The 20,691-nt window shown below is 70.8% G+C and carries 19 protein-coding genes; 15 read left to right on the top strand and 4 right to left on the bottom strand.

The features are described from left to right. Positions 1-5 precede the first annotated feature (5 nt). Both OG521_03335 and OG521_03330 read left to right on the top strand, forming a co-directional pair. Positions 6-467, top strand: a complete 462-nt coding sequence (locus OG521_03335) for a nuclear transport factor 2 family protein (GenBank protein ID WUW19866.1) — start codon at positions 6-8, stop codon at positions 465-467. Further along, positions 467-1,873, top strand: coding sequence for an MFS transporter (locus tag OG521_03330; GenBank protein ID WUW19865.1), 1,407 nt, complete (start codon positions 467-469; stop codon positions 1,871-1,873). Before OG521_03335 ends, OG521_03330 begins: the two co-directional genes overlap by 1 nt. 7 nt (positions 1,874-1,880) lie before the next feature. Here OG521_03330 and OG521_03325 read toward each other — a convergent pair whose 3' ends face one another. Together OG521_03325 and OG521_03320 are read right to left on the bottom strand one after the other, a co-directional pair. After that, complete coding sequence (locus OG521_03325) at positions 1,881-2,771, bottom strand: LysR family transcriptional regulator (protein ID WUW19864.1); 891 nt, start codon at positions 2,769-2,771, stop codon at positions 1,881-1,883. A 127-nt stretch (positions 2,772-2,898) separates the two neighbouring features. Then, complete coding sequence (locus OG521_03320) at positions 2,899-3,522, bottom strand: TetR/AcrR family transcriptional regulator (protein WUW19863.1); 624 nt, start codon at positions 3,520-3,522, stop codon at positions 2,899-2,901. A gap of 85 nt (positions 3,523-3,607) precedes the next feature. Here OG521_03320 and OG521_03315 point away from each other — a divergent pair, with 85 nt between their 5' ends. The 4 genes from OG521_03315 (at position 3,608) to OG521_03300 (ending at position 6,347) form a co-directional block, all read left to right on the top strand. Next, positions 3,608-4,543 carry an aldo/keto reductase gene (locus OG521_03315; protein ID WUW19862.1) on the top strand — a complete coding sequence of 312 codons (936 nt, stop codon included), beginning with the start codon at positions 3,608-3,610 and terminating at the stop codon, positions 4,541-4,543. Positions 4,544-4,580: 37 nt separating this feature from the next. Further along, on the top strand, positions 4,581-4,895 hold the full coding sequence (locus tag OG521_03310; GenBank protein ID WUW19861.1) for a DUF2316 family protein: 315 nt from the start codon (positions 4,581-4,583) through the stop codon (positions 4,893-4,895). Positions 4,896-4,955: 60 nt separating this feature from the next. Beyond that, positions 4,956-5,342, top strand: coding sequence for a VOC family protein (locus OG521_03305; protein WUW19860.1), 387 nt, complete (start codon positions 4,956-4,958; stop codon positions 5,340-5,342). Positions 5,343-5,468: 126 nt separating this feature from the next. Beyond that, positions 5,469-6,347, top strand: coding sequence for an MOSC N-terminal beta barrel domain-containing protein (locus OG521_03300; protein WUW19859.1), 879 nt, complete (start codon positions 5,469-5,471; stop codon positions 6,345-6,347). Between the two features lie 38 nt (positions 6,348-6,385). Here OG521_03300 and OG521_03295 read toward each other — a convergent pair whose 3' ends face one another. After that, positions 6,386-7,114, bottom strand: a complete 729-nt coding sequence (locus tag OG521_03295; protein WUW19858.1) for a GntR family transcriptional regulator — start codon at positions 7,112-7,114, stop codon at positions 6,386-6,388. A gap of 406 nt (positions 7,115-7,520) precedes the next feature. Here OG521_03295 and OG521_03290 point away from each other — a divergent pair, with 406 nt between their 5' ends. The 8 genes from OG521_03290 to OG521_03255 all read left to right on the top strand — a co-directional run bounded on the left by OG521_03290 (position 7,521) and on the right by OG521_03255 (position 17,941). Continuing rightward, positions 7,521-9,695 carry an alkaline phosphatase D family protein gene (locus OG521_03290; protein ID WUW19857.1) on the top strand — a complete coding sequence of 725 codons (2,175 nt, stop codon included), beginning with the start codon at positions 7,521-7,523 and terminating at the stop codon, positions 9,693-9,695. A 184-nt stretch (positions 9,696-9,879) separates the two neighbouring features. Continuing rightward, entirely contained in the window at positions 9,880-10,815 is a 936-nt protein-coding gene (locus OG521_03285; protein ID WUW19856.1) for a phosphate/phosphite/phosphonate ABC transporter substrate-binding protein, read from the top strand. Beyond that, on the top strand, positions 10,815-11,528 hold the full coding sequence (locus OG521_03280; GenBank protein WUW19855.1) for an ATP-binding cassette domain-containing protein: 714 nt from the start codon (positions 10,815-10,817) through the stop codon (positions 11,526-11,528). The genes OG521_03285 and OG521_03280 overlap by 1 nt, the downstream gene beginning before the upstream one ends. Further along, complete coding sequence (gene phnE, locus OG521_03275) at positions 11,525-12,343, top strand: phosphonate ABC transporter, permease protein PhnE (protein WUW19854.1); 819 nt, start codon at positions 11,525-11,527, stop codon at positions 12,341-12,343. Before OG521_03280 ends, phnE begins: the two co-directional genes overlap by 4 nt. A gap of 145 nt (positions 12,344-12,488) precedes the next feature. Continuing rightward, on the top strand, positions 12,489-13,841 hold the full coding sequence (gene phnA / locus OG521_03270) for a phosphonoacetate hydrolase (GenBank protein WUW19853.1): 1,353 nt from the start codon (positions 12,489-12,491) through the stop codon (positions 13,839-13,841). Between the two features lie 146 nt (positions 13,842-13,987). Beyond that, on the top strand, positions 13,988-15,301 hold the full coding sequence (locus tag OG521_03265; protein ID WUW19852.1) for an MFS transporter: 1,314 nt from the start codon (positions 13,988-13,990) through the stop codon (positions 15,299-15,301). A 12-nt stretch (positions 15,302-15,313) separates the two neighbouring features. Continuing rightward, entirely contained in the window at positions 15,314-16,414 is a 1,101-nt protein-coding gene (locus tag OG521_03260) for a zinc-binding dehydrogenase (GenBank protein WUW19851.1), read from the top strand. 72 nt (positions 16,415-16,486) lie between these two features. After that, on the top strand, positions 16,487-17,941 hold the full coding sequence (locus OG521_03255; protein WUW19850.1) for an aldehyde dehydrogenase family protein: 1,455 nt from the start codon (positions 16,487-16,489) through the stop codon (positions 17,939-17,941). Between the two features lie 7 nt (positions 17,942-17,948). Here OG521_03255 and OG521_03250 read toward each other — a convergent pair whose 3' ends face one another. Beyond that, a complete protein-coding gene (locus OG521_03250; GenBank protein WUW19849.1) occupies positions 17,949-18,842 on the bottom strand; it encodes a LysR family transcriptional regulator in 894 nt (297 codons plus the stop codon). 107 nt (positions 18,843-18,949) lie between these two features. On the opposite strand from OG521_03250, the gene OG521_03245 reads away from it, so the two are divergent. Next, positions 18,950-20,482: an alkaline phosphatase family protein gene (locus OG521_03245; GenBank protein WUW19848.1), complete on the top strand. Its 1,533-nt coding sequence runs from the start codon at positions 18,950-18,952 to the stop codon at positions 20,480-20,482. The last annotated feature ends 209 nt before the right edge of the window (positions 20,483-20,691 follow it).

Genomic DNA, 20,691 nt, shown 5'->3' with positions numbered 1-20,691 from the left:
CCGGCATGCCCGAAACCGTCACCACCATCGAGGCCAAGTACGCGGTCGCCGAGACCTGTACCCGGATGGCTGTGCACGCCGACCGGCGCGAATGGCAGCAGCTGCGCGGGCTCTTCGCCGACAAGGTCCTGCTCGACTACACCAGCCTGGCCGGTGGCGAACCGGTCCGGCTCAACCCGCAGGAGATCGTCGACGCCTGGGCCGGCACGCTCGGTGCCTACGACGCCACCCAGCATCTCGTCGCCAACCATCTCGTCGACGTTGACGGCGACCGCGCCGTGTGCACGGCCTCCTTCCAGGCCACCCACCGCCTGGCCACCTCATACGGAGACCCGTTGTGGACGCTGGGGGGCGACTACCGGTGGCAGCTGGTCAGGACCGGTGACCGCTGGCTGATCGACACGGTGGTGATGACCGCGACGTGGGGCGACGGAAACCAGGCACCGCCCTCGCAGGTGGCCGGCTGATGCCGCACCGGGGGACGACATCCTCCGCATCGCCGCCCACCGAAGTCCGGGGAGGCTCTCCCGCCGTGCTCGGCGCGGCGCTGCTCGGCTTCTTCCTCATCTCGCTGGACGCACTGATCGTCACGGTCGCGCTGCCCGACATCGGCAGCAGCCTCGGCGTCGGCATGTCGGGGCTGCAGTGGGTGGTGGACGGCTACACGCTGATGTTCGCCTCGCTGATGCTTTCCGCGGGCGCGCTGTCCGACCGGATCGGCGCCAAGCGGGCGTTCGGCGGTGGTCTGGTGCTCTTCGCCCTGGCTTCGGCCGCGTGCGGGATCGCGCCCGGGCTCGGGGTGCTGGTGGCCGCCCGGCTGCTCCAGGGCGCGGCGGCCGCGGTGATGATGCCGGCGTCCCTGGCCCTGGTCCGACAGGGTTTCCCCGATCAGGCCGAGCGGGCGCGGGCCATCGCGATCTGGACCGTGGGCGGCGCGGTCGCGGTGGCCGTGGGGCCGGTGGTCGGCGGGGCACTCACCGCCTCGATCGGATGGCGATGGATCTTCTTCGTCAACCTGCCGGCCGGCGTGCTGGCCCTGGTCCTGCTCGCCCGGGTCCCGGCGTCACCGCGGCTTCCGGCCCGGCTCGACTGGATCGGCCAGGTGGCGGCGGTGCTGACGATGGGCGGGCTGACGTACGGCGTGATCGAGGGTGGCGCCGAGGGCTTCTCGCGTCCGGCAGCAGTGCTGTCGCTCATCGTGGCCGTGGTCGCGGCGACCTCCTTTCTCGCGGTGCAGGCCAGAGGTGCGCACCCGATGCTGCCGCTGCCGCTGTTCCGGAACCGGGTGGTGGCGGTGTCCCTGGTGGTGGGTTTCATGCTGAATGCCGCCTACTACGGCGGGGTGTTCAATTTCAGCCTGTATCTCCAGCAACAGCGGGGGCAGTCGGCCCTGCACGCAGGCATGATGTTCATCCCGATGACAGCGCTGGTCGCCGTGGCCAACCTGGCCTCGGCACGACTCGCCACCCGGTACGGCCCGCGGGTGCCGATGGTGGCAGGCCAACTCATCGGAGCCGCAGGCCTGCTGGCACTCCTCACCATCGGGACGCACACGAATGTCTGGGTGGTGGCAGGGCTGATGGTGCCGGTCGGTCTCGGTGGCGCGCTGGCGGTGCCGGCACTGACCGCGATGCTGCTCGACAGGGTGCCCGCCGACCGGGCGGGTGTCGCCGGGGCGGTCCTCAATACCGCCCGTCAGGTCGGCGGCGCGCTCGCCGTCGCGGTCTTCGGGGCGCTCCTGGCCGGCGCGGACTCCTTCCTCAGCGGGATGCACTGGAGCGTACTGATCGCTGCGGCCGGTCTGCTGACGACGGCCGGCGCGACGCTGACCCTCCCGGCAGCCGGGCGAACCAGCCGGACGGCCACGGCGTAGGAGCAGGTCAGTGCGGTGCGGGGGCGCAGTCGAGGATGGTGCGGATGACGGCCTGCAACCCGGCTGATCTGGTCTCGTCGCGCCACATCAACGCGTACTCGACGGGACCCGCGTCAACGAACGGCACGTAGGCGATGCCGGGCCGGGCGTGGTACGTCCCGGCTCTGGCCGCCGCCACAGTGGCCCCCTTGCCCGCGCCCACGAGCGACAGCACGCCTTCCCAGCCGCGCGCCGTCGGGCCCTGCACGACGCGTCGGCCGCTGGGCGTCCGGCAGGGGTAGAACTCCTGGCGCCACGCCTGTGACACCCCCGCGGCCGTGACCAGGGGCAGCAGAGCAAGATCTTCAAGCGACGCCGTCTCCCGCTTCGCCAGACGATGGGCGGTGGACACCACCAGGGCCCGGCGCTCGGAAAGCAACACCGGACCGACGACGACGTCGGGCTCCTCGACGGGGGGTTCGGCGATCAGCAGATCCACCTGTTTCTCCCGCAGCGCCGCTACGGCGTCGTTGTAGGTCATGTTCGACAACTCGACCGCGCAGCGCGGGTAACGGGAGGCGAAGACGTCCCCGGCGTGTACGAGGAGCTCCCCGGTCCACGGAGCGGTGAAGCCGATACCCAGCACGCCGCTGACCTGCGCGCAGGCGTCCCGGGCATTCGCCACGGCTCGCTGGATCTGCTCGTGCGCGGGCAGCAGATCGTCACGGAGCTGACGGCCGACAGCGGTGAGGGCGACACGGCGGCTGCTGCGCTCGAACAACGCGCCACCGATCTGCCGCTCAAGCGCCTTGATCGTCTGGCTGACCCGGCCGGGGGAGACCCGCAACCGCTCGGCGGTCCGCGCGAAATGCAGTTCGTCCGCCAGCGTGAGGAAGGTCTCGATCTCGTAGCGCTCCACCAGGCTCCCCGTTCGAAACGCAGCGTTTCCTCTCGCACCCTGCCGGTTCAGGCCGATAACTCGATGAACAGTTGATCTTCCCGGCGACACGGGTCCAGCCCCGCCCACAGGGCGGCCGCGGTGTACGTCAGGCCCGCGGCCGCCCTTCCGCTGCCGGTCGCAGGGCATCCACCACGAGGTCCAGCAGCCGTCCCGCCAGCTCCGGGCTGTTGACGGCAGTCGTGGACAGGAACACCCCGAGGAGCATCATCGTGACCTCGTCCGGCTCGACGTCCGCCCGCAGCGATCCGGCCTGCGCCCCGGCGTCGAGGATCACCGCGATTGCGGCGGTGAGCCGCTCCCGGGTGGCCGGTGTCGCGATGGTGCCGGCGGCCCAGCCGGCGCGGAGGGTGTCGGAGATACCGCGTTTGGCCGCGAAGAACGCCGCGTAGCGGTCCATCCACGCACGCAGCGCCGCCTCGGGCGGCAGCGTGGAGAGCAGGGCGGGGGCGCTGGTGACGACGGCGTCGAGTTCGGCCGCGTAGATGGCCTCGACGAGCGCTTCGCGGGTGGGGAAGTGGCGGTAGAGCGTGCCGATCCCGACGCCGGCCTCGCGGGCGATGGCGTCGAGGGGCGCCTTGCCGCCGGTCGCGGCGAAGGCGTCGCGGGCGACTTCGAGCAGCCGCTCACGATTGCGCCGGGCATCCGCGCGGCCCGGGCGCCCGGTCGCTTTCGCTGATCCGTCGGGGACTGGCGAGTCTGACGCGGTCAAAGCGGAGGCCCTCCGTTTAGTGTTACGGTCGTGAGTAACGGAGTCTCTCCGTTTACCTCCATCGTCTCATGAGAGCGAGACCGCCATGACGTCCACCGCTCGATCTCCCCAGCTCACCGCCACCGGAGCGGCACGGGCCGGCGGAGCCGGTGCGCTCGCGGGCCGCACCGTCTCCCGCATCGGCTACGGCGCCATGCAGCTGCGGCGGCTGGATCGCGAGGCCGCGATCGCGCTGCTGCGCCGCGCCGTCGAACTCGGCATGGATCACGTCGACACCGCCCAGTTCTACGGCGACGGCTTCGTCAACGAGGTGATCGCGGCGGCGTTCCGCCCCGAGGACGACGTCCTGGTCGTCAGCAAGGTGGGCGCCGAACCCGCCAAGGGCGGTCCCGTCCCGCTGCGCCTCGCCCAGCGGCCCGAACAGCTGCGAGCAGGAGTGGAGGACAACCTCAAGAGCCTCGGACTCGACCGGATCCCGCTCGTCAACCTGCGCCGCGCCGACCACGGTCCCGGGCTGCGGCCCGAGGGCGACCAGATCGTCGACCTCGACGACCAGCTCGCCGTCATGGCCGACCTGCGGGACGAGGGAAAGATCGGCGCCATCGGTCTCAGCAGCGTCTCCGTCGACGTACTGCGCCGGTCCCTCGCCGTGGGCATCGCCTGCGTACAGAACGCCTACAGCCTGGTGTCGCGCGAGGACGAGGACATGCTGCGGCTCTGCCTCGCCGAGGGGATCGCCTGGGTGCCGTACTTCCCGCTCGGCGGTGCCTATGCGGGCCTGCCGAAGGTCACCGAGGAGCCCGCCGTCGCCACCGCCGCGCAGGCACTGGGCGCCGCCCCCGCCCAGATCGGCCTGGCCTGGCTGCTCCAGCACGCCCCGAACACGCTCCTCATCCCCGGCACCGCCGACCCCGAGCACCTGCGGGCGAACACCGAAGCGGGAGCGATCACCCTCGACGCGGCCACTCTCGCCGCACTCGACGCCGTCCCCACGCGCTCAGGCGACATCGAGGTCGCGTAGTCCCCTTCACCCGCGCCACCACACAGAGAGGACCTCCTTGACGCTGAACGCCGCCGAGCGGCTCCGTACGGGCGAGGAGTTCGCCCGGAACCTCGCACTGACCGGGCTCGCGCCCCACGACGTCGCCGCCGACCTGGCCTTCACGCCCGTGCGGCTGCGGCAGACGCTCGACGTGGACTCCGCATCCGACCCCGTCGACGTGTGGCAGCTGCGCGACTGTCTTCAGCAGGCGGTCCTGGACGCCGGGGGCACGCCCGTCCCCTATTCCGTGCTCAGTGACCGCTCCCGGCTCAAGGCGCGCCTCTGGTTCCGACTGCGCGGCGCCCCACGGCACGCCTTCGTGAGGCCATGAACCGGCCCGCGACCGCCGTGCGAGGTGACGGCGGCATCTTCCGGTCCGCATGATGGCCGCATGGCGCAACTCCACGACATCGTCATCGACTGCGGCCACCCTGCCGCCGTCGCCCGCTTCTGGGCGGCCGCACTGGACGGATACGCCATCGCCCCGTACGACGACGCGGAACTCGCACGCCTACGCGCGCAGGGGGTCTTCGGTCCGGAGGACGATCCAACCGTTCTCATCGAGCCAAAGGACGGTGGCCCCCGGGTCTGGTGCCAGCTGGTGCCGGAACGCAAGCGTGCGAAGAACCGCCTGCACCTGGACCTGCGTTCCGCCGACATGGCGGCCGAGGTCAGCAGGCTCGTCGCGATCGGCGCCGTGGTCCTGGCCCGCCATGCGGAGCACTGCGTCCTGGCGGACCCCGAGGGGAACGAGTTCTGCCTCATTCCGCACCGGTGAGGGATGCCCGTGGCCGCTGACCACGGGTGGGATGATCGACGAGGTGGTTGCGTGGCCCGCGGGCCGATGGCATCACCTCATCAAGGCTGACGTTCTACATTGGCCGTCGATCGAAGGAGGCGGCACATGGCCGACGTCATGGAGCTGATCTGTTACCCCATCAAGGGATGCGCCGGTACGTCGATGAGCGATGCGCTCCTCACACCGGCGGGCCTCGCGCACGACCGAAGCTTCATGGTCATCAGCGAGGACGGGATCTTCCGCACCCAGCGCCGCCACCCCCGCCTCGCCCTGATCCGGCCCGCCATCAGCGCCGACGGCACTCGGCTGGAGCTCAACTCGGCCGAAGAAGCCGGCCGTTACGGCACGGTGCGCCTCGACGTGACCACGTCCGCACCGCGCCGCGACGTCGAACTGTTCGGCACCGCCTTCCAGGGGATCGACCAGGGGGACGACGCCGCCGCCTGGCTCTCGGAGGTCCTCGGCGCGCCCAGCCGTCTGGTCCGCGTCCCGCCGGAGCACGACCGGGTCACCGACGGGCTGACCCCTGGCACCTCCGGCTATGCCGACAGCAACGCCGTGCACCTGCTGTCCCGCGCCTCCCTCACCCTCCTCAACCAGCGGATGGCCGAGCGTGGCGCCCCGCCCCTGTCGATGAACCGCTTCCGTCCGAACATCGTCGTCGACACCCGCCACGGCCACGGTCATGACAGCGACGGCGGAGACTGGGCGGCCGCACCGCACGCCGAGGACCGCGCACGCCGTATGACCATCGGCGGGACCCGGCTGGGCTATGCCAAGCTCGCGGTGCGCTGTGCGGTCACTCTGGTCGAGCAGGAGGCCGGGGCGCGGCAGGGGCCGGAACCCCTGCGCACGCTCGCGGACTACCGCCGGGCGGCGAGCGGGGGCGTGGTGTTCGGCGCGAAGTTCGCCGTGCTGCGGACGGGGAAGCTGTCGGTCGGCGACGAGGTGGCCGTCCAGGAGTGGGGCGACGCCGAACTCTGACAGCACGGCGAGCGAGCTCCTTCAGGCGCAGGCCGTGTTCACAGCATGGCGGTGCGGGAGCTGCGCGTGTTGGTGACCGTCACGGTCGCGGTGTCCGAGCGGTAGCGGTCCTCGGACCATTCGACGGGAGTGCCCTGGGAGTCCGTCGTGAGGCGCCGCTCCCTGAGCAGCGGGAAGCCCTCGGGGACGTCCAGCAACTCCGCGTCAAGGGTGTTGGCGGGGACGGCATCGAACGTGTGCCGGGCCGAGTGCAGATCCACGCCCTGCTCGGTGAGCAGGGCGTAGATGGAACCGGCGTCCAGGTCCGCGGAGATCAACGGGCGGCCCACCGACTCGACGTACGTCATGCGTTCCAGCATGGCCGGGCGTCCGTCGAGCAGACGCAGCCTGACGAGCTGGACCGCGAGGTCGTCCGGATTGATCTGGAGAGCCGCGGCGATCTCCGGTTCGGGGCGGCGCAGCGCGATCTCCTGAAGTCTCTGGCCGGGGGAGTAGCCGGTCAGTTCCGCACGGCGGGTGAAGGACAGGAACGACTCGAACGGCTGGGTGGGAACGGTGTCCAGCACCACGGCCCGCTTGCCCTGCCCGCCGCCGATGACCCCCTCGTCGCGCAAGGCCGCGAGGGCCTGCCTGACCGGTCCTCGTGACGCCGAGAACTCCTCGCAGAGCTGGGACTCGGACGGCAGCGACCCACCGACCGCGAGGTTCCCGGAACGAATCCGCTGGCGGAGTTCGGCTGCGATCGTCCGGTGCAGAGGGGTGGCCATGCACTTGACCCTACAGGTCGCGGTCCTGTACCTCCGGCCCCGCCTCGGCCGGTGGTGCGGGCGCTCGGGCGCCCGGGGTGACCGCTGTCGATCCGTCACGGGCCCGGCGGGCGGGCGCCTCGCAGTTCGGGGCCGCCCGGGTGCACAACTACCGCCTCGCCAACCCCCCGTTCACCCTCGCACCGCTCCCCGCCCATCACGGAACGCGTGCTCCCGGGCGCGGGTGAACAGGGCGCGGCGCGTCGACGGGCCCATGAACTCCGAATGACTTGTCGATACAAGCTATTGCCCCTTGTTGCTCACTCTGCCAGCGTCTGCGGCACAGGCGCCGAAACGGGCGCCCACCCCTCGGTCCCGCATCCGCGCAGGGCGGATACGGGGCGCCTGCTTTCCGAAGGAGACACACATGCCGGACAACGGTCTGGACAGACGGAAGATACTGACGGGCGGTGTCGCCGCGGCTCTCACGGTCGGGGTCGCCGGACCGGCATCCGCCGCGGGCGCCGCGCCGCGCGCAGCCGACGAACCCGCTCCGCTGCGTGCCGCCGTCCTGGAGTACGAAGACCCCTGGACCAAGGCCCTGGGACTGGCGGAACTCCTGCGGACCGCGGGCTTCGAGGTCGTGCCGCTCGACCTGACGCTCCCGGCCGACGAGCAGCCGCGGCCCGTCGACCTGATCGCGTTCGGCACCTTCACGAACAACAGCGACGACTACCTCGACTACGTCGCCGAACAGGCCGACTCCCTGCGCCGGTTCGTCGCCGGCCACCGGGTGGTGCTGGACCTGGCGCAGTCCGACCAGTACGGCGCCGCAGTCGCCTATCTGCCCAGTGGTGTGTCGGCCGTGCGCACCGACGCCGACTACGACACGATCCACCCGGTCGACGCCGGCCACCCGCTCGTCAAGGGGCTGCGCGTCAGCAACGGCCGGCTGTTCACCGGCCGGAACGCCAGTCCCCGGGTCAGCTACGAGACGGTCCAGCGGTGGAGTTCGATGCGGGTCCTGATGGCCTGTTCCGCCTCCGGGTTCCCGCCCGCCCTGCTGGAGGGCCAGTTCGGGGCGGGCCGGTTCCTCGTGACCAGCCTGACCGTGGACAAGATCCGCAACAGTGCGGGCGCGGTGGTGCAGCCGCCCGACGCGGTGGCGGACAGCGAGGCGTTCTTCACCGCGCTGGCCGGCTACGTCGCGTCGGTGCGCACCGGCTCGGCGCCCGCCGTGGTGCCGACGCCGATGCCGCCCGAGCAGCCCGTCGGGCCGATGGTGGGACACACCGAACCCGGCAACGCCCGTATCTGGGCCCGCCCCGGCCTCGACCCCTCCCTCTACTCCCGCTGGAACTGCGCCTACCGGCAGCTGGGAGGGAAGGGGAACAGGGCCTGGCGCACCGTCACCACCGCTGTCGACCCCGGCAACGACAACACGCTGATCGCCCAACTGCGGGGGCTGGCACCGGACACGGCGTACGAGTTCACCCTCACCCCGGTCAGGGAAGCGGCCGGGTTCACGCCGATGACCGGCTCCTTCACCACCGCGCCCGACCCGGACAGGCCCTCCGTGGTCACCATGGGCATGGGTTCGTGCGGCCCGTCGGTCCCCGACCACGTATGGACGGCGATCATGGACGAGGGCTGCGACAGCTTCGTCATGCTCGGCGACACCCCGTACGTCGACAGCTCCGACCTGGAGGTGGCCCGCCGGAAGCACCGCACGTTCCTGGTGCAGCCGGAGATCTCCCGGCTGGTGTCCTCCATGCCGGTCTGGGCCACCTGGGACGACCACGACTTCGGCGGCAACGACTTCCACGGTGACTACAAGAGCAAGCGCCAGAACCGCACCGCCTTCGTCAACTACCGCGCCAACCCCTCCTTCGGGCAGACGGCCGACGGGAAGATCCTCACGCAGCGAACGGACGGCGAGGGTGTCTATACATCCTTCCGCCGGGGCCCGATCGAGGTCTTCCTGCTGGACCCGCGCTGGTTCAGCCGTACCGCACCGAGCTGGGCCGACAGCACCCAGGTGACCTGTCTGGGCACGGTGCAGTGGGACTGGCTCCGCGAGCGGCTGAGCCGGAGCACGGCCCCCTTCAAGGCCATCGCCACCGGCATGATCTGGGACGACAAGCAGAACGCCGAGAAGGACGACTGGGCCACCTACTCCTACGAGCGGGACGCGATCTACGACTTCATCGCCGCGGAGAAGATCCCGGGCTGCTTCCTGATCGGCGGCGACATCCACGTCTCCCGCGCCCTGAGCTACGGCCCCCGGGTCGGCTACGACCTGTGGCAGTTCATCGTCAGCCCCCTGCACGACAGCACCATCCCGAGCCTCAACGTGCCCAGCCCCTACCTGGTGCACAGCGCCGTCGAGCCGCACGTCTTCCTCAAGCTGGTCGCCGACACGACGCTCGACATGCCGACCCTCACGGCCACCTGGATCAACCGCGACGCCGAGCGCCTCTTCGAGGTGACCCGCACCGCGGCCGAACTCGGTCACACCTCCTACCCGAGGCGTCCCGGACACGCCCACCACGGCCGGGACGAGAAGCACCCCGGCGACGGACGCGGACACGGCCACCGCTGAGCCGAGGCCCCGTCCCTCCCGGCCCTCGGCCGCGAGGCCGGGCGACTCACTGCCGACTCACAGATGAACAGTTGGCAACCTGTCGATACAAGTGTTGACCGGGGTGGCTGTGCCTGAAACGTTGGCCACAGCCGCCCCGGCGAGCGACTCCCCCCACCCCGCGCACCTCCCGTTTCCTTCCCCCGTGCTGTCCTCGAACCCGGAGTTCACCGTGTCCGTCCGCCCTGTCATCCTCGCCACCTCGCTCGCCGTGGTCGCCGCGCTGTCCCTGACCGCCTGCGGCGGCAGTTCGGACGCCGCCGAGTCCGCCACCTGCCCCGGCGGAAAGATCCGCTTCGGTGTGGAGCCCTTCGAGGACCCCGCCAAGCTCACCCCGGCCGCCAAGGTCCTCGCCGACGCCCTCGGTGAAAGCCTCGACTGCGAGGTGGAGCTGACGATCACCGAGGACTACTCGGCCGAGGTCCTCGCCATGGAGAACGGCAAGCTCGACATCGCCATGTTCGGTCCTCTCGGCTACGTCTTCGCCAGCGGACGTGCCAAGGCGGAGGCAGTCGCCTCGTTCGGTGACGGCAAGGGAAAGGTGTCCAGCTACACCGCCGGCATCTGGGTCCCGAAGGACTCCGCCGTCAAGTCGGTCGCGGATCTCAAGGGCCACTCCCTCGCACTGGCCTCCGTCGGATCGACGTCGGGTGACGCCCTGCCGCGCCAGGCCATGCTCGACGCGGGCCTGAAGAAGGACGACGTCAAGGTCAACTACGCCGGAGGCCACCCGGAAGCGCTGCTGGCCCTCGCCAAGGGCACGGTCGACGCCGCCGAGATCAACTCCCAGCAGCTGGCGAGCGCCACCGCCGCCGGCACGTTCGAGCCGTCCGGGTTCCGGAAGGTGTGGGGCTCCGACCCGATCCCGAACGACCCGATCACCGTCCGCGGCAACCTGGACGCCGAGTTCAAGAAGGCCGTCACCGACGCCCTGCTGAAGCTGCCGCCGGACAAGGTCGGCAGGATCGGCGCCCTCCTCGACGTCGACCCGCCGGCGCCGCTGATCGCCGTGGACAAGTCCACGTACCAGCCGCTGTTCGACCTGGCCGCCGCCCTGAACCTGACCGAGAAGGACGTCTGATGCTCGCCCTGTCCGGGATCACCGTGCGGTACGGGGAGCGGCAGGTGCTGCACGGGGTGGACGTCGACGTCGCCCGGGGCGAGCTGCTCGCCGTACTCGGGGCCAACGGCTCCGGCAAGTCGACCCTGCTACGAGCCGCTGCCGGGCTGGAACCCATGACGGCGGGGACCGTGAGCATCGACGGGAAGCCGTCCGCGCCGCTGGACACCGCCGTGGTCTTCCAGCATATCCACCTCGTGCGCCGGCGGACCGTACTGGAGAACGTGTGCGCCGGCGCCCTGGGCCGGCTCCCGCTGCGGCACTCGCTCGTTCCCGCGCTGTTCCCGCGCGCGCTGCGGGAGGAGGCGATGGCCTGCCTGGACCGGGTGGGTCTCGCCGACCGGGCGCACGACCGCGCGGGCCGCCTCTCCGGCGGCCAGCAGCAGCGCGTCGCCGTGGCCCGTGCCCTGTGCCAGCGCCCCCGCGTCCTGCTGGCCGACGAACCGGTGTCCGCACTGGACCCGGCCGCGTCCGAGCAGGTACTCGCGCTGCTGGCCGAACTCGCCCACGACGCGGGCCTGGCCGTACTCGCCGTCCTGCACCAGCCCTCGCTCGCCGCCCGCCACGCCGACCGCATGGTCGGCCTGCGAAACGGCCGGGTGATCCTCAACGGGCCACCCGGCCAGAACGTCGACGCCCTCTACCGGGCCGCGGTCGTGGAGGCCGTTTCATGACCGACCTCAACGGGGTACGAACGCTGCCCGTCCCCCCGAAGCCGGCCCGGCCCCGGACCGCGGCCGTGGGAGCCGTGGTCACCGCCGCGGTCGTCACCGCCCATGTCGTCGCGTGGAACACCACCGACATGTCCTTCGGCGCACTGGCCGAGGGCTGGGGCGGCATCGTGGACTTCCTGGGCGACGCGATCCCGCCCGATCTGAGCTGGGCCGTCCTGGGGCCCAGTCTCGACGGTGCTCTGGTCACCCTGTGGATCGGGTTGCTCGGCACGACGTTGTCCGTGCCGTTCTCGCTGCTCCTGGCACTGCTCGCGGCACGCGGCACCGCCCCGTCGACGACGGTCTACCAGGCGGCGCGCTCACTGCTGTCGTTCCTGCGCGCCGTACCCGACGTCGTCTTCGCCCTGATCTTCGTCACCGCTGTCGGACTCGGTCCCTTCCCCGGCGTGCTCGCGCTGCTCCTCCACAACGTCGGTGTGATGGGGAAGCTGTGGGCGGAGGCGCTGGAGGACGCCGACCCCGGCCCGGTGCAGGCCCTGCGCTCGGCGGGGGCGGGCAGGATCCAGATCGCGGCGCACGCCCTGCTGCCGACCGTGACACCCCAGCTCATCGGACTGCTGCTGTACCGGCTGGACGTCAACGTGCGTGCCTCGCTGGTGCTGGGACTCGTCGGCGCGGGAGGCATCGGCTTCCTGATCAACCAGTCCATCAAGCTGTTCCAGTTCGACGAGATGCTGACGCACATCCTGGTCGTGCTCGTCCTGATCGTCGCCGTGGACCGGCTGTCGGCATGGGTCCGGCAGCGCCTGGCCTGACCGTGTGCGGCATCGATGCCGGGCGGGCCGTGGGTCCGGGCTATGGGGGCGATAGCCGAAAGACGTGTTCCTCGTGGCCGCTCCTGCCAGCACGCTCATGGGGCAGCAGGATTTCGGCCACGTCACATCCAGCAGGGAGCCCCTCGTGACCTCAGGGACGTTCAGTGTCAACGGCAGGACCTACTCGATGCCCCGCGGGCCGGTGGTGGTCATCTGCATCGACGGCAGTGAGCCCGACTACCACATCGAGGCGATGGCGGCCGGGCGCATGCCCTGGCTCAGCAAGGTGCTGGAGGGAGAGGGCACGTCCTGGCCCGCCCACTGCGCGATGCCGGCCCTGACCAATCCGAACAACGTGTCCATCGCCACCGGCCGCCCGCCGGCCGTGCACGGGATCAGCGGCAACTACCTCTTCGACACCGAGCTCGGTGAGGAGGTGCTGATGAACGACAAGCGGTTCCTGCGCGTCCCCACCGTCTTCGGTGCGGCGAACGAGGCCGGCCTCGACGTGGTCGTCGTGACCGCCAAGGACAAGCTCCGCAGGCTGCTCGGCGCCGGACTCGTCGAGGAGGGGCCCTCGCTCGACGGTTCCGGCGAGTTCGTCGCACCGTCCCGGCGCGGCATCTGCTTCTCGGCGGAGAAGGCCGACCGCGCCACCGTCGAGGACAACGGCATCGGCGACGTACTGGAGTTCGTCGGAAGGCCATTGCCGAGTGTCTACTCCGCGGACCTCAGCGAGTTCGCCCTCGCCGCTGGCGTCAGGATCCTGGAGACCCGCGGCGCCGACCTGATGTACCTGTCGCTGACGGACTACATCCAGCACAAGCACGCGCCCGGCACCGAAGCGGCCAACGACCTGTACGAGAAGATCGACCACTACGCCGGCCGGCTGGCCGGACTCGGCGCGACCGTCGTCCTGACGGCCGATCACGGCATGAGCGCCAAGACGGACGACACCGGCGCGGCCCGGGTGATCTGCGTCGAGGAGGAGGTCCGCAGGATCCTCGGAATCGCCGAGGACGCCGAGGCGGAGGGCCTGCGGGTCATCCTCCCGATCACCGACCCCTACACGGTGCACCACGGCGCACTCGGCTCCTTCGCGAGCGTGTACCTGCCGCCGGGAGCCGACCGGGCCGCCACCGTCGAAGCGCTGCGGGCCATCGGGGGAGTGCAGGAGGTGCACGGCCGTGAGGAGGCCGCCGCGCGCTACGCCCTGCCCGCCGACCGCATCGGCGACATCGTGGTCCTCGCGGAGGCCGGCACCGCGCTCGGCCGGTTCGCCGCCTGGCACGACCTCAGCGGGCTCGACGCGCCGCTGCGCTCGCACGGAGCCCTGGGCGAGCTGCAGATCCCGTTCCTGATCAACCGTCGGCCGGCGCGGCCGGAGCTGCTGGACAAACCGTTCGGCGCTCCCGCCCGCATCCACAACTACGACGCCCTCTGGGTCGCCACCACGCTGGTCGCCGAGCAGGAGAGCGCGTCCGCCCGGACCACCTGATGAGACGTGGTCGCCTCGGGGGAATCCGGCCGCTCCGGAGCTGCCCCGCGAGGCCGGCCACGCCCCGGCGGCCACCACCGCCTCACACACCGGCCCCTTCCCCGCGGCCGGACACACGGCACCTTCCCCGGATCGGTTGGGAAACCATGTCGAACGCCGAGAACGTGATGGCCGGGAGCCGCACTCCCGAACCCCTGAAGGAGCACGCGTACACCCGGCTCAAGTGGCGCATGCTGCTGTCGGCCATGTTCTGCTACTTCTTCTTCTACACCGGCAGGCAGACCTTCGGATTCGCCATCCCCGGCATCGAGGAGGACCTCGGCCTGAGCAAGGCCACGCTGGGTGCCATCAGCGGCATCCTGCTCTGGTCCTACGCCGCCGGACAGATGATCAACGGCAATCTGGCCGACAAGTGGGGCGGCCGGCGCATGATGGCGGCCGGCGCGGTCCTGTCCACGGTCCTCAACTGGGGCACCAGCTTCTCCGTCGGGGTGAAGTCCCTGGGCGTCCTGTGGGGCGCGAACGGCTTCGCGCAGTCGCTCGGCTGGCCCTCCGGCGGGCGGGTCATCTCCAACTGGTGGGCCCCGCACGAGCGCGGCAAGAGCTTCGGCTTCTACACCTTCGCCGCCGGCATGGCGTCCGTCCTGGCCTTCGTCACCTCCACGATCGTCGTGGACACGCTCGACCTCGACTGGCAGTGGATCTTCCGGGTGCCGGTGCTGCTGATGCTGGTGGGCGGCATCACCTTCTACCTGGTCGCCAGGGACAGTCCCGCGCAGGCCGGTGTCACCCCGCCGGCCGGGTCGGCCGACGCCATCGAGGCGGACGAGGCCGCGCAGGAAGCCGGCGCATCGGCCGGTGAGACGTCCTTCCAGCGGTACGCGGCCGTGCTGCGCAACCCGAGGATCTGGTCGACCGGCATCGCCATCGGCTTCCAGAACATGGCCCGCTACGGTCTGTTGATCTGGGTCCCCGTTTACTTCCTCGGCGACAACTGGGAGGACGGGGGCAGCAGCATCAGCCCTCTGTGGATCTCGGTCGCCCTTCCGGTGGGCATGGCTGCGGGCGCCCTCGTCAACGGCCAGATATCGGACCGGCTGTTCGGGTCCCGGCGTGACCGACCCATCATCCTATTCATGGTTCTGGGCGCGCTGATGGCACTCACGATGTACGTGGCGCCCCTAAACGTGACGACCGGGATCATCGTCCTCTTCCTCACCGGATTCTTCGTCTACGGCCCCCAGTCGTCCTTCTGGGCGCTGTGCCCCGACATCGCGGGCAGGCGGATGGCCGGCACGGCGACGGGGGTGGTCAATTGCTTCGCCTACGTCTTCGCGGGGGCCGCCGAACCCATGGTCGGCGCCCTGATGGACAGCACCGGCAACACCAGCCTCATCTTCCCCATCGTGGCCGCGGCCTGCGGGTGCAGCGCCCTGGTCGCCCTCACGATCCGACGTTAGGCGGACAGAAACATGACCGAACTCAGCAGCGGCCCGACCGGAGTCCGTGAGCGCACAGGCGCGACAGCGTCCGTGTGGAGGGGGCCGGGCAGCGGATTCACCGTGGAGAGCCAGCCGATGCCGAGGCTCGCGGCCGGTGAAGTGCTGGTGCGGGTGGAACTCGCCACGCTCTGCGGCAGCGATCTGCACACCATCGCGGGTGACCGGCCCACCCCGTTGCCCACCGTGCTGGGCCATGAGGCGGTCGGCGTGGTGGAGGCCGTCGGCGGCACCCCGGTCGCATCCGACGGACGGCCCGTGGTTCCCGGACAGCGCATCACCTGGACCATCGGCACATCGTGCGGCCGCTGCCGGCGCTGCCTGCGCGGAGTACCGCAGAAGTGCGAGAGCGTCCGCAAGTACGGGCACGAGGCCATGACGGACCGGTGGCGGCTCAACGGCGGGCTCGCCACCCACTGCCACCTCGTCGCGGGCACGGGGTTCGTGACCGTCCCCGACTCGCTCCCGTCCTCGGTGGCGGCGCCGGCCAACTGCGCGACCGCCACGGTCGCGTGCGCCGCACGGCGTGCGGGTCTCGCGCCGGGGGACACCGTGGTGGTGACCGGCTGCGGCATGCTCGGACTCACCGCCGTGTCGTACGCGCGAGACCTCGGCGCCGAACACGTCATCGCCTGCGACGTGGATCCCGCCCGCCGTGACCTCGCGCTGAGGTTCGGCGCCACGGTGGCCTGTCCGCCCGGCGCGCTGGAGGAGGCGGCGAAGGACCTCGGCGCCGATGTGGTCCTGGAACTCTCCGGCAACAGCGGCGCGGTCGAGTCGGCACTGCGCGTCGTGGGACTCGACGGGTGCGTGGCCCTGGTCGGCTCGGTGTCACCCGGCCCCGATGTGACCTTCGCACCCGACGCCGTCGTGCGTAACCTCACGCGTGTCGTCGGCAGCCACAACTACACCGTCGAGGACCTGGCCGAGGCCGTCGCCTTCCTCGTACGCACGCCGCACCGGAACCTGTTCGCGGACCTGGTGCCGGAGCCGTACGCCCTGCGGGACATCGACGCCGCCGTCGCGGCCGCGCGATCGGGGGCCGCGCCCCGTATCGCCGTGCACATGAACTGACGACCGCTCTCCGCGACCACTTTCCGCGTCCACGCTCTGCGACCACTCTTTGCGACCACCGAGGAGTCCCCCATGGCACAGCCGAGCCCCGACCACCTGCTCAACCACATCGACGGGCGCTGGGTACCGCCCCTGACCGGAGCGGTGCGCGCGAACATCAACCCGGCCGACACCGACGACGTCGTGGGACAGTTCGCGGAGTCCGGCGCGCAGGACGTCACCGCCGCCGTCGACGCGGCGTCCACCGCGCAGCGGGAGTGGGACGCGATCGGTCCCATCGAGCGGGCCACGGTCCTGTCGGCGGCGGCACGGCTGATCGGCGAGCGAGGCGGCGAGTTCGCCGCGGCGATCACCCGTGAGCAGGGCAAGCGGCTCTCCGAGAGCGGAGGCGAGGTGGCCCGTGCCCTGGCGATCCTCGACTTCACCATCGGGGAGGCCCGCCGTATCAACGGGGTGACCACCCCCGCGGAGGAGCCGCGCACGATCGCGATGACCTTCCGGCGGCCGCTCGGTGTCGTGGGCCTGATCACTCCCTGGAACTTTCCGGTGGCCATACCCATGTGGAAGGTCGCTCCCGCGCTGGTGGCGGGCTGCACGGCGGTGCTCAAGCCGTCGCCGCTGACTCCGTGGACATCGGCGCTGCTGGTGCAGGCGTTCACCGACGCGGGTGTTCCCCCGGGCGTTCTCAACCTGGTCCAGGGGGACCGCGCGCCGGGCGAGGCGCTGGTGGCCGACGAGCGGGTGGCGGGCATCTCGTTCACCGGTTCGCTTCCGGTGGGGCGGGCGATCAACAGGGCGGGCGCCGGCCGGCTGATGCGGACGCAACTCGAACTGGGCGGGAAGAACGCCCTCATCGTGCTCGCGGACGCCGACCTCGACGCGGCCGTCGACGCGATCGTCCACGGTGCCTTCGGGCAGAGCGGACAGCGGTGCAGCGCCACCAGCCGGGTCGTGGTGGACCGATCGGTACGGGAGGCGTTGCTGGAGCGGCTGATCCCGCGGGTCGCGGCGATGCGTGTCGGCCGCGGCGACCGGGACGGGGCGGACATCGGCCCGGTGGTCAACGAGGAACGGCTGCGGGCCTGCCTGGCGGCGGTGGAGGGGGCGACGGCCGCGGGCGCGACCGCGGTCTGCGGTGGCCGTGAGGCCAAGGCGGACAGTCCGGGATACTTCGTCGAGCCGACCGTGCTGACCGGTGTGGCCCGGGAGAGCAGGATCGCGCAGGAAGAGGTCTTCGGGCCCGTGCTGTCGGTCATCGACTGCGAGGGCTACGAGGACGCCATGAGCATCTCGAACTCGGTGAAGTACGGGATGTCCGGCACGATCTTCACGCAGAATCCGGGCCACATGTTCCAGGCGCTGCAGGACTTCCAGGCGGGCATGCTCCATGTGAACCGGCCGGGAGTGGGCGCGTACTCCCATCTGCCGCACATGGGCGCGAAGGCGTCACAGCTCGGCGCCCCCGAGTGCTCGCCCGACGTGTGGGACTTCTACACCGACCTGCGGTCCGCCTGCATCAAGTACTGACAGCATGTCAGGCAGGCCACTCGGCTACGGCCCGGACCAGGTCGGCGAACGCCTGCTCCGGCGGTGTGAGTACGCGGTCGCTCCGGCGGACCAGGGACACGGTCCGCTTCGGCGGTGCGGGGCTGACCGTCAGGTCGGCGAGCATCCCGGCGGCGATCTCGTAGCGCGCCACGTGCTCGGAGAGCAGGGCCACCCCGAGCCCCTCGCACACCGCCTGCTTGAGGGTGCCCGGTCCCCACATGTCCCACTGCTCGGCGTCGTCGAGTCCCCAGGCGCGCAAGGTCTCCTCCTGGAGGTGCCGGGTGGCCGAGCCCGCCTCGCGCATGAGGAAGCGCTGGTTCCGGAGATCCGGGGGAGTCAGCGCACGGCCGGCGAGCGGCGTCTGCGGCTCGGCCACCAGCACCATGGCCTCCTCGAACATGCCCTGGGAGACCAGCTGTTCATCGCGGGGCGTGCCGGCGCACAGTCCCAGGGCGACCTCCCCGCGCAGCAGCCACGACTCGACCGCGTCCTCGTTGCCCACGCGGATCTCACACCTCACCTTGGGAGCCCGTGTGGAGAAGTCCGCGACAAGACGCGGCAGGAGGTACGTGCCGAGGGTGGTCGTCCCCGCGAGGACCAGCCGGCCACCCCCGAGCCCGCGGAAGCCGGCGACCGTCCGCTCCAGGGAGTCCATGACCGCGAACACCTGGCGTGCGTGCTCGGCGACCACCTCACCGGCGGGCGTGGGGCGCGCACCGGCGCTCGTGCGGTGGACCAGCTGGATCCCGCAGGAGTTCTCCAGATTGCGGATGTGGTTGGAGACCGAGGGCTGGCTCATGAACAGCGATTTCGCGGCTCCTGAGAACCCCTGGTGCTCCAGCACCCTCAGCAGGACTTCCAACTGATTGAGCGTCACCATGCGGCGGATCTCCCGACGGACAAGCCATGGCATGCGCATGGCTATCGCACACGTTGTGGACCGGCCGACCCACTCATCGATCTTCATCCATCAGCGGAGGAAAACCCATGCCCCAGGACGGAATTGCCCGGCGCGCGGTGCTCGCGGCAGGGGCGGCCACAGTCGCGGCCGCCACCACGACACTCGCTCAAGCGCCCGCGGCCCACGCCGCCCCGGCCCTGCCGAACGGCATCAGCAAGGACAAGGTCCTCATCGTCGGAATGGACGGCCTGCGGCACGACCGGATCGACGCGGCTAACGCGCCGCACCTCAAGGCCATGATGGCGGCCGGTACGTACGCGAGGTCCCTGCTCTACGCGAACCCCATGGCCCCCACCCTGTCCGGACCGGGGTGGTCGACGATCTCGACCGGGGTCTGGCCCGACAAGCACGGCGTCAAGGACAACGACTTCACCGGCAGGCGATTCGACGAGTACCCCGGTCTCCTGGCCCGCCTCGCCCGGGTGAAGCCCGGACTGTCCACCTACGCGGCCGTCGACTGGCCCCCGCTGGACACCTACGGCGCCGTCACCGAGGGCGCCGACGCCAGACTCGTCCTGCCCCAGCACGACATACCCAACGACCAGAAGATCGCCGACGAGGCCGCGTCCGTCATCCGTAACCAGAATCCGGACGTCCTCTTCGTCTACTTCGGCTACACCGACCAGGTGGGCCACGAGAGCGGAACCGGTGACCGGTACCTCGACGCGATCGCCGGGCAGGACGTCCATCTGGGGAAGCTGTGGGCCTCGATCAGGGCGCGGCCCACGTACGCCTCCGAACGCTGGACCGTCATCGTGGCCACGGACCACGGACATGCGGACGCCGGCGGTCACGGCGGCAGCTCGATCGAGGAGCGGCGGACCTTCGTCCTCGCCCAGGGACCAGGGATCGAGGCCGGAGGCCGCCCGATCGACACCCGGCTCGTGGACGTCGTGCCCACGGTGTTCAAGCAGCTCGGTCTGCCCGTCGACCCCTCCTGGGGGATGGACGGCAAGCCATTGCAGGACCGGACCGACGACGGCTTCGACACGCTTGGGCCGAAGCTGGCCGCCCGCGTGGACGAGACGGGGATCCCCGCCGACGTCCTGGGCTTCACGCACACAGCGCCGAGCGGCTGGTCCGTCATCAACGACGCCATGGGAACCGGCGGCGTGACGGAATGGCGCGGCTGGACCTTCACCACGAACGAGTTCTGGTCGCGCACCCAACGCGACCAGTGGCGCGAGCTCAATGTGCGGGCCCGCGGCGTCTTCGCGGTCGCCGACTCGGACGAATGGTCCGACAGGACGTTCTCCGGCCGGTTCGACTCGACCCTCGTGTCGCCCACGGTCGGCGGCCTCTCGGGCAGGAGCACGCTGACGATCGAGTTCGTCACGCACTACCGGCAGGTGGAGCAGCAGACGGCCAGGGTCCTCGTCTCCTTCAACGCCGGCACACCCGTCGAGGTCCGGAGCTACACCACGGATGTCACGTCGCAGGAGCAGTCCATCGAGGTCCCGATCCCACCCGGCGTCACGTCGGCGCACGTTCGCTTCCACTACACCGGCGACAACGATTTCTACTGGGTGATCGACAGGTTCCGGCTCCACGCCAGGTGACGCCACCGGCCGCACGCGTACGGGCCTGCTCCCGCGGGATGGCCCGCGGGAGCAGGAGCACAGCACGGCTCTCACCTGTACCTGGGATGTGACCCCGTCGTGTGAGGCAGTGCCATGCACCGGCCCGGTCAGCCGCTCCGCGGAGCTGTCCTCGGTGATGCTGAGCCAATGGTTGAGCAAGGGGCTCCGTCGCGGTTCCGAGGCCGGCG

The sequence above is a fragment of the Streptomyces sp. NBC_01463 genome, from assembly GCA_036227345.1.
Classification (GTDB): Bacteria; Actinomycetota; Actinomycetes; order Streptomycetales; family Streptomycetaceae; genus Streptomyces.
This window is presented reverse-complemented; position numbering and strand designations above follow the sequence as displayed.

Excerpts from the sequence above, each read along its gene's own strand:
- OG521_03335 (WUW19866.1), top strand. The coding sequence starts at position 6 with ATGCCCGAAACCGTCACCACCATCGAGGCCAAGTACGCGGTCGCCGAG.
- OG521_03330 (WUW19865.1), top strand. The coding sequence starts at position 467 with ATGCCGCACCGGGGGACGACATCCTCCGCATCGCCGCCCACCGAAGTC.
- OG521_03315 (WUW19862.1), top strand. The coding sequence starts at position 3,608 with ATGACGTCCACCGCTCGATCTCCCCAGCTCACCGCCACCGGAGCGGCA.
- OG521_03305 (WUW19860.1), top strand. The coding sequence starts at position 4,956 with ATGGCGCAACTCCACGACATCGTCATCGACTGCGGCCACCCTGCCGCC.
- OG521_03300 (WUW19859.1), top strand. The coding sequence starts at position 5,469 with ATGGCCGACGTCATGGAGCTGATCTGTTACCCCATCAAGGGATGCGCC.
- OG521_03295 (WUW19858.1), bottom strand. The coding sequence starts at position 7,114 with ATGGCCACCCCTCTGCACCGGACGATCGCAGCCGAACTCCGCCAGCGG.
- OG521_03290 (WUW19857.1), top strand. The coding sequence starts at position 7,521 with ATGCCGGACAACGGTCTGGACAGACGGAAGATACTGACGGGCGGTGTC.
- OG521_03280 (WUW19855.1), top strand. The coding sequence starts at position 10,815 with ATGCTCGCCCTGTCCGGGATCACCGTGCGGTACGGGGAGCGGCAGGTG.
- phnE (WUW19854.1), top strand. The coding sequence starts at position 11,525 with ATGACCGACCTCAACGGGGTACGAACGCTGCCCGTCCCCCCGAAGCCG.
- OG521_03265 (WUW19852.1), top strand. The coding sequence starts at position 13,988 with ATGTCGAACGCCGAGAACGTGATGGCCGGGAGCCGCACTCCCGAACCC.
- OG521_03260 (WUW19851.1), top strand. The coding sequence starts at position 15,314 with ATGACCGAACTCAGCAGCGGCCCGACCGGAGTCCGTGAGCGCACAGGC.
- OG521_03255 (WUW19850.1), top strand. The coding sequence starts at position 16,487 with ATGGCACAGCCGAGCCCCGACCACCTGCTCAACCACATCGACGGGCGC.
- OG521_03250 (WUW19849.1), bottom strand. The coding sequence starts at position 18,842 with ATGGTGACGCTCAATCAGTTGGAAGTCCTGCTGAGGGTGCTGGAGCAC.
- OG521_03245 (WUW19848.1), top strand. The coding sequence starts at position 18,950 with ATGCCCCAGGACGGAATTGCCCGGCGCGCGGTGCTCGCGGCAGGGGCG.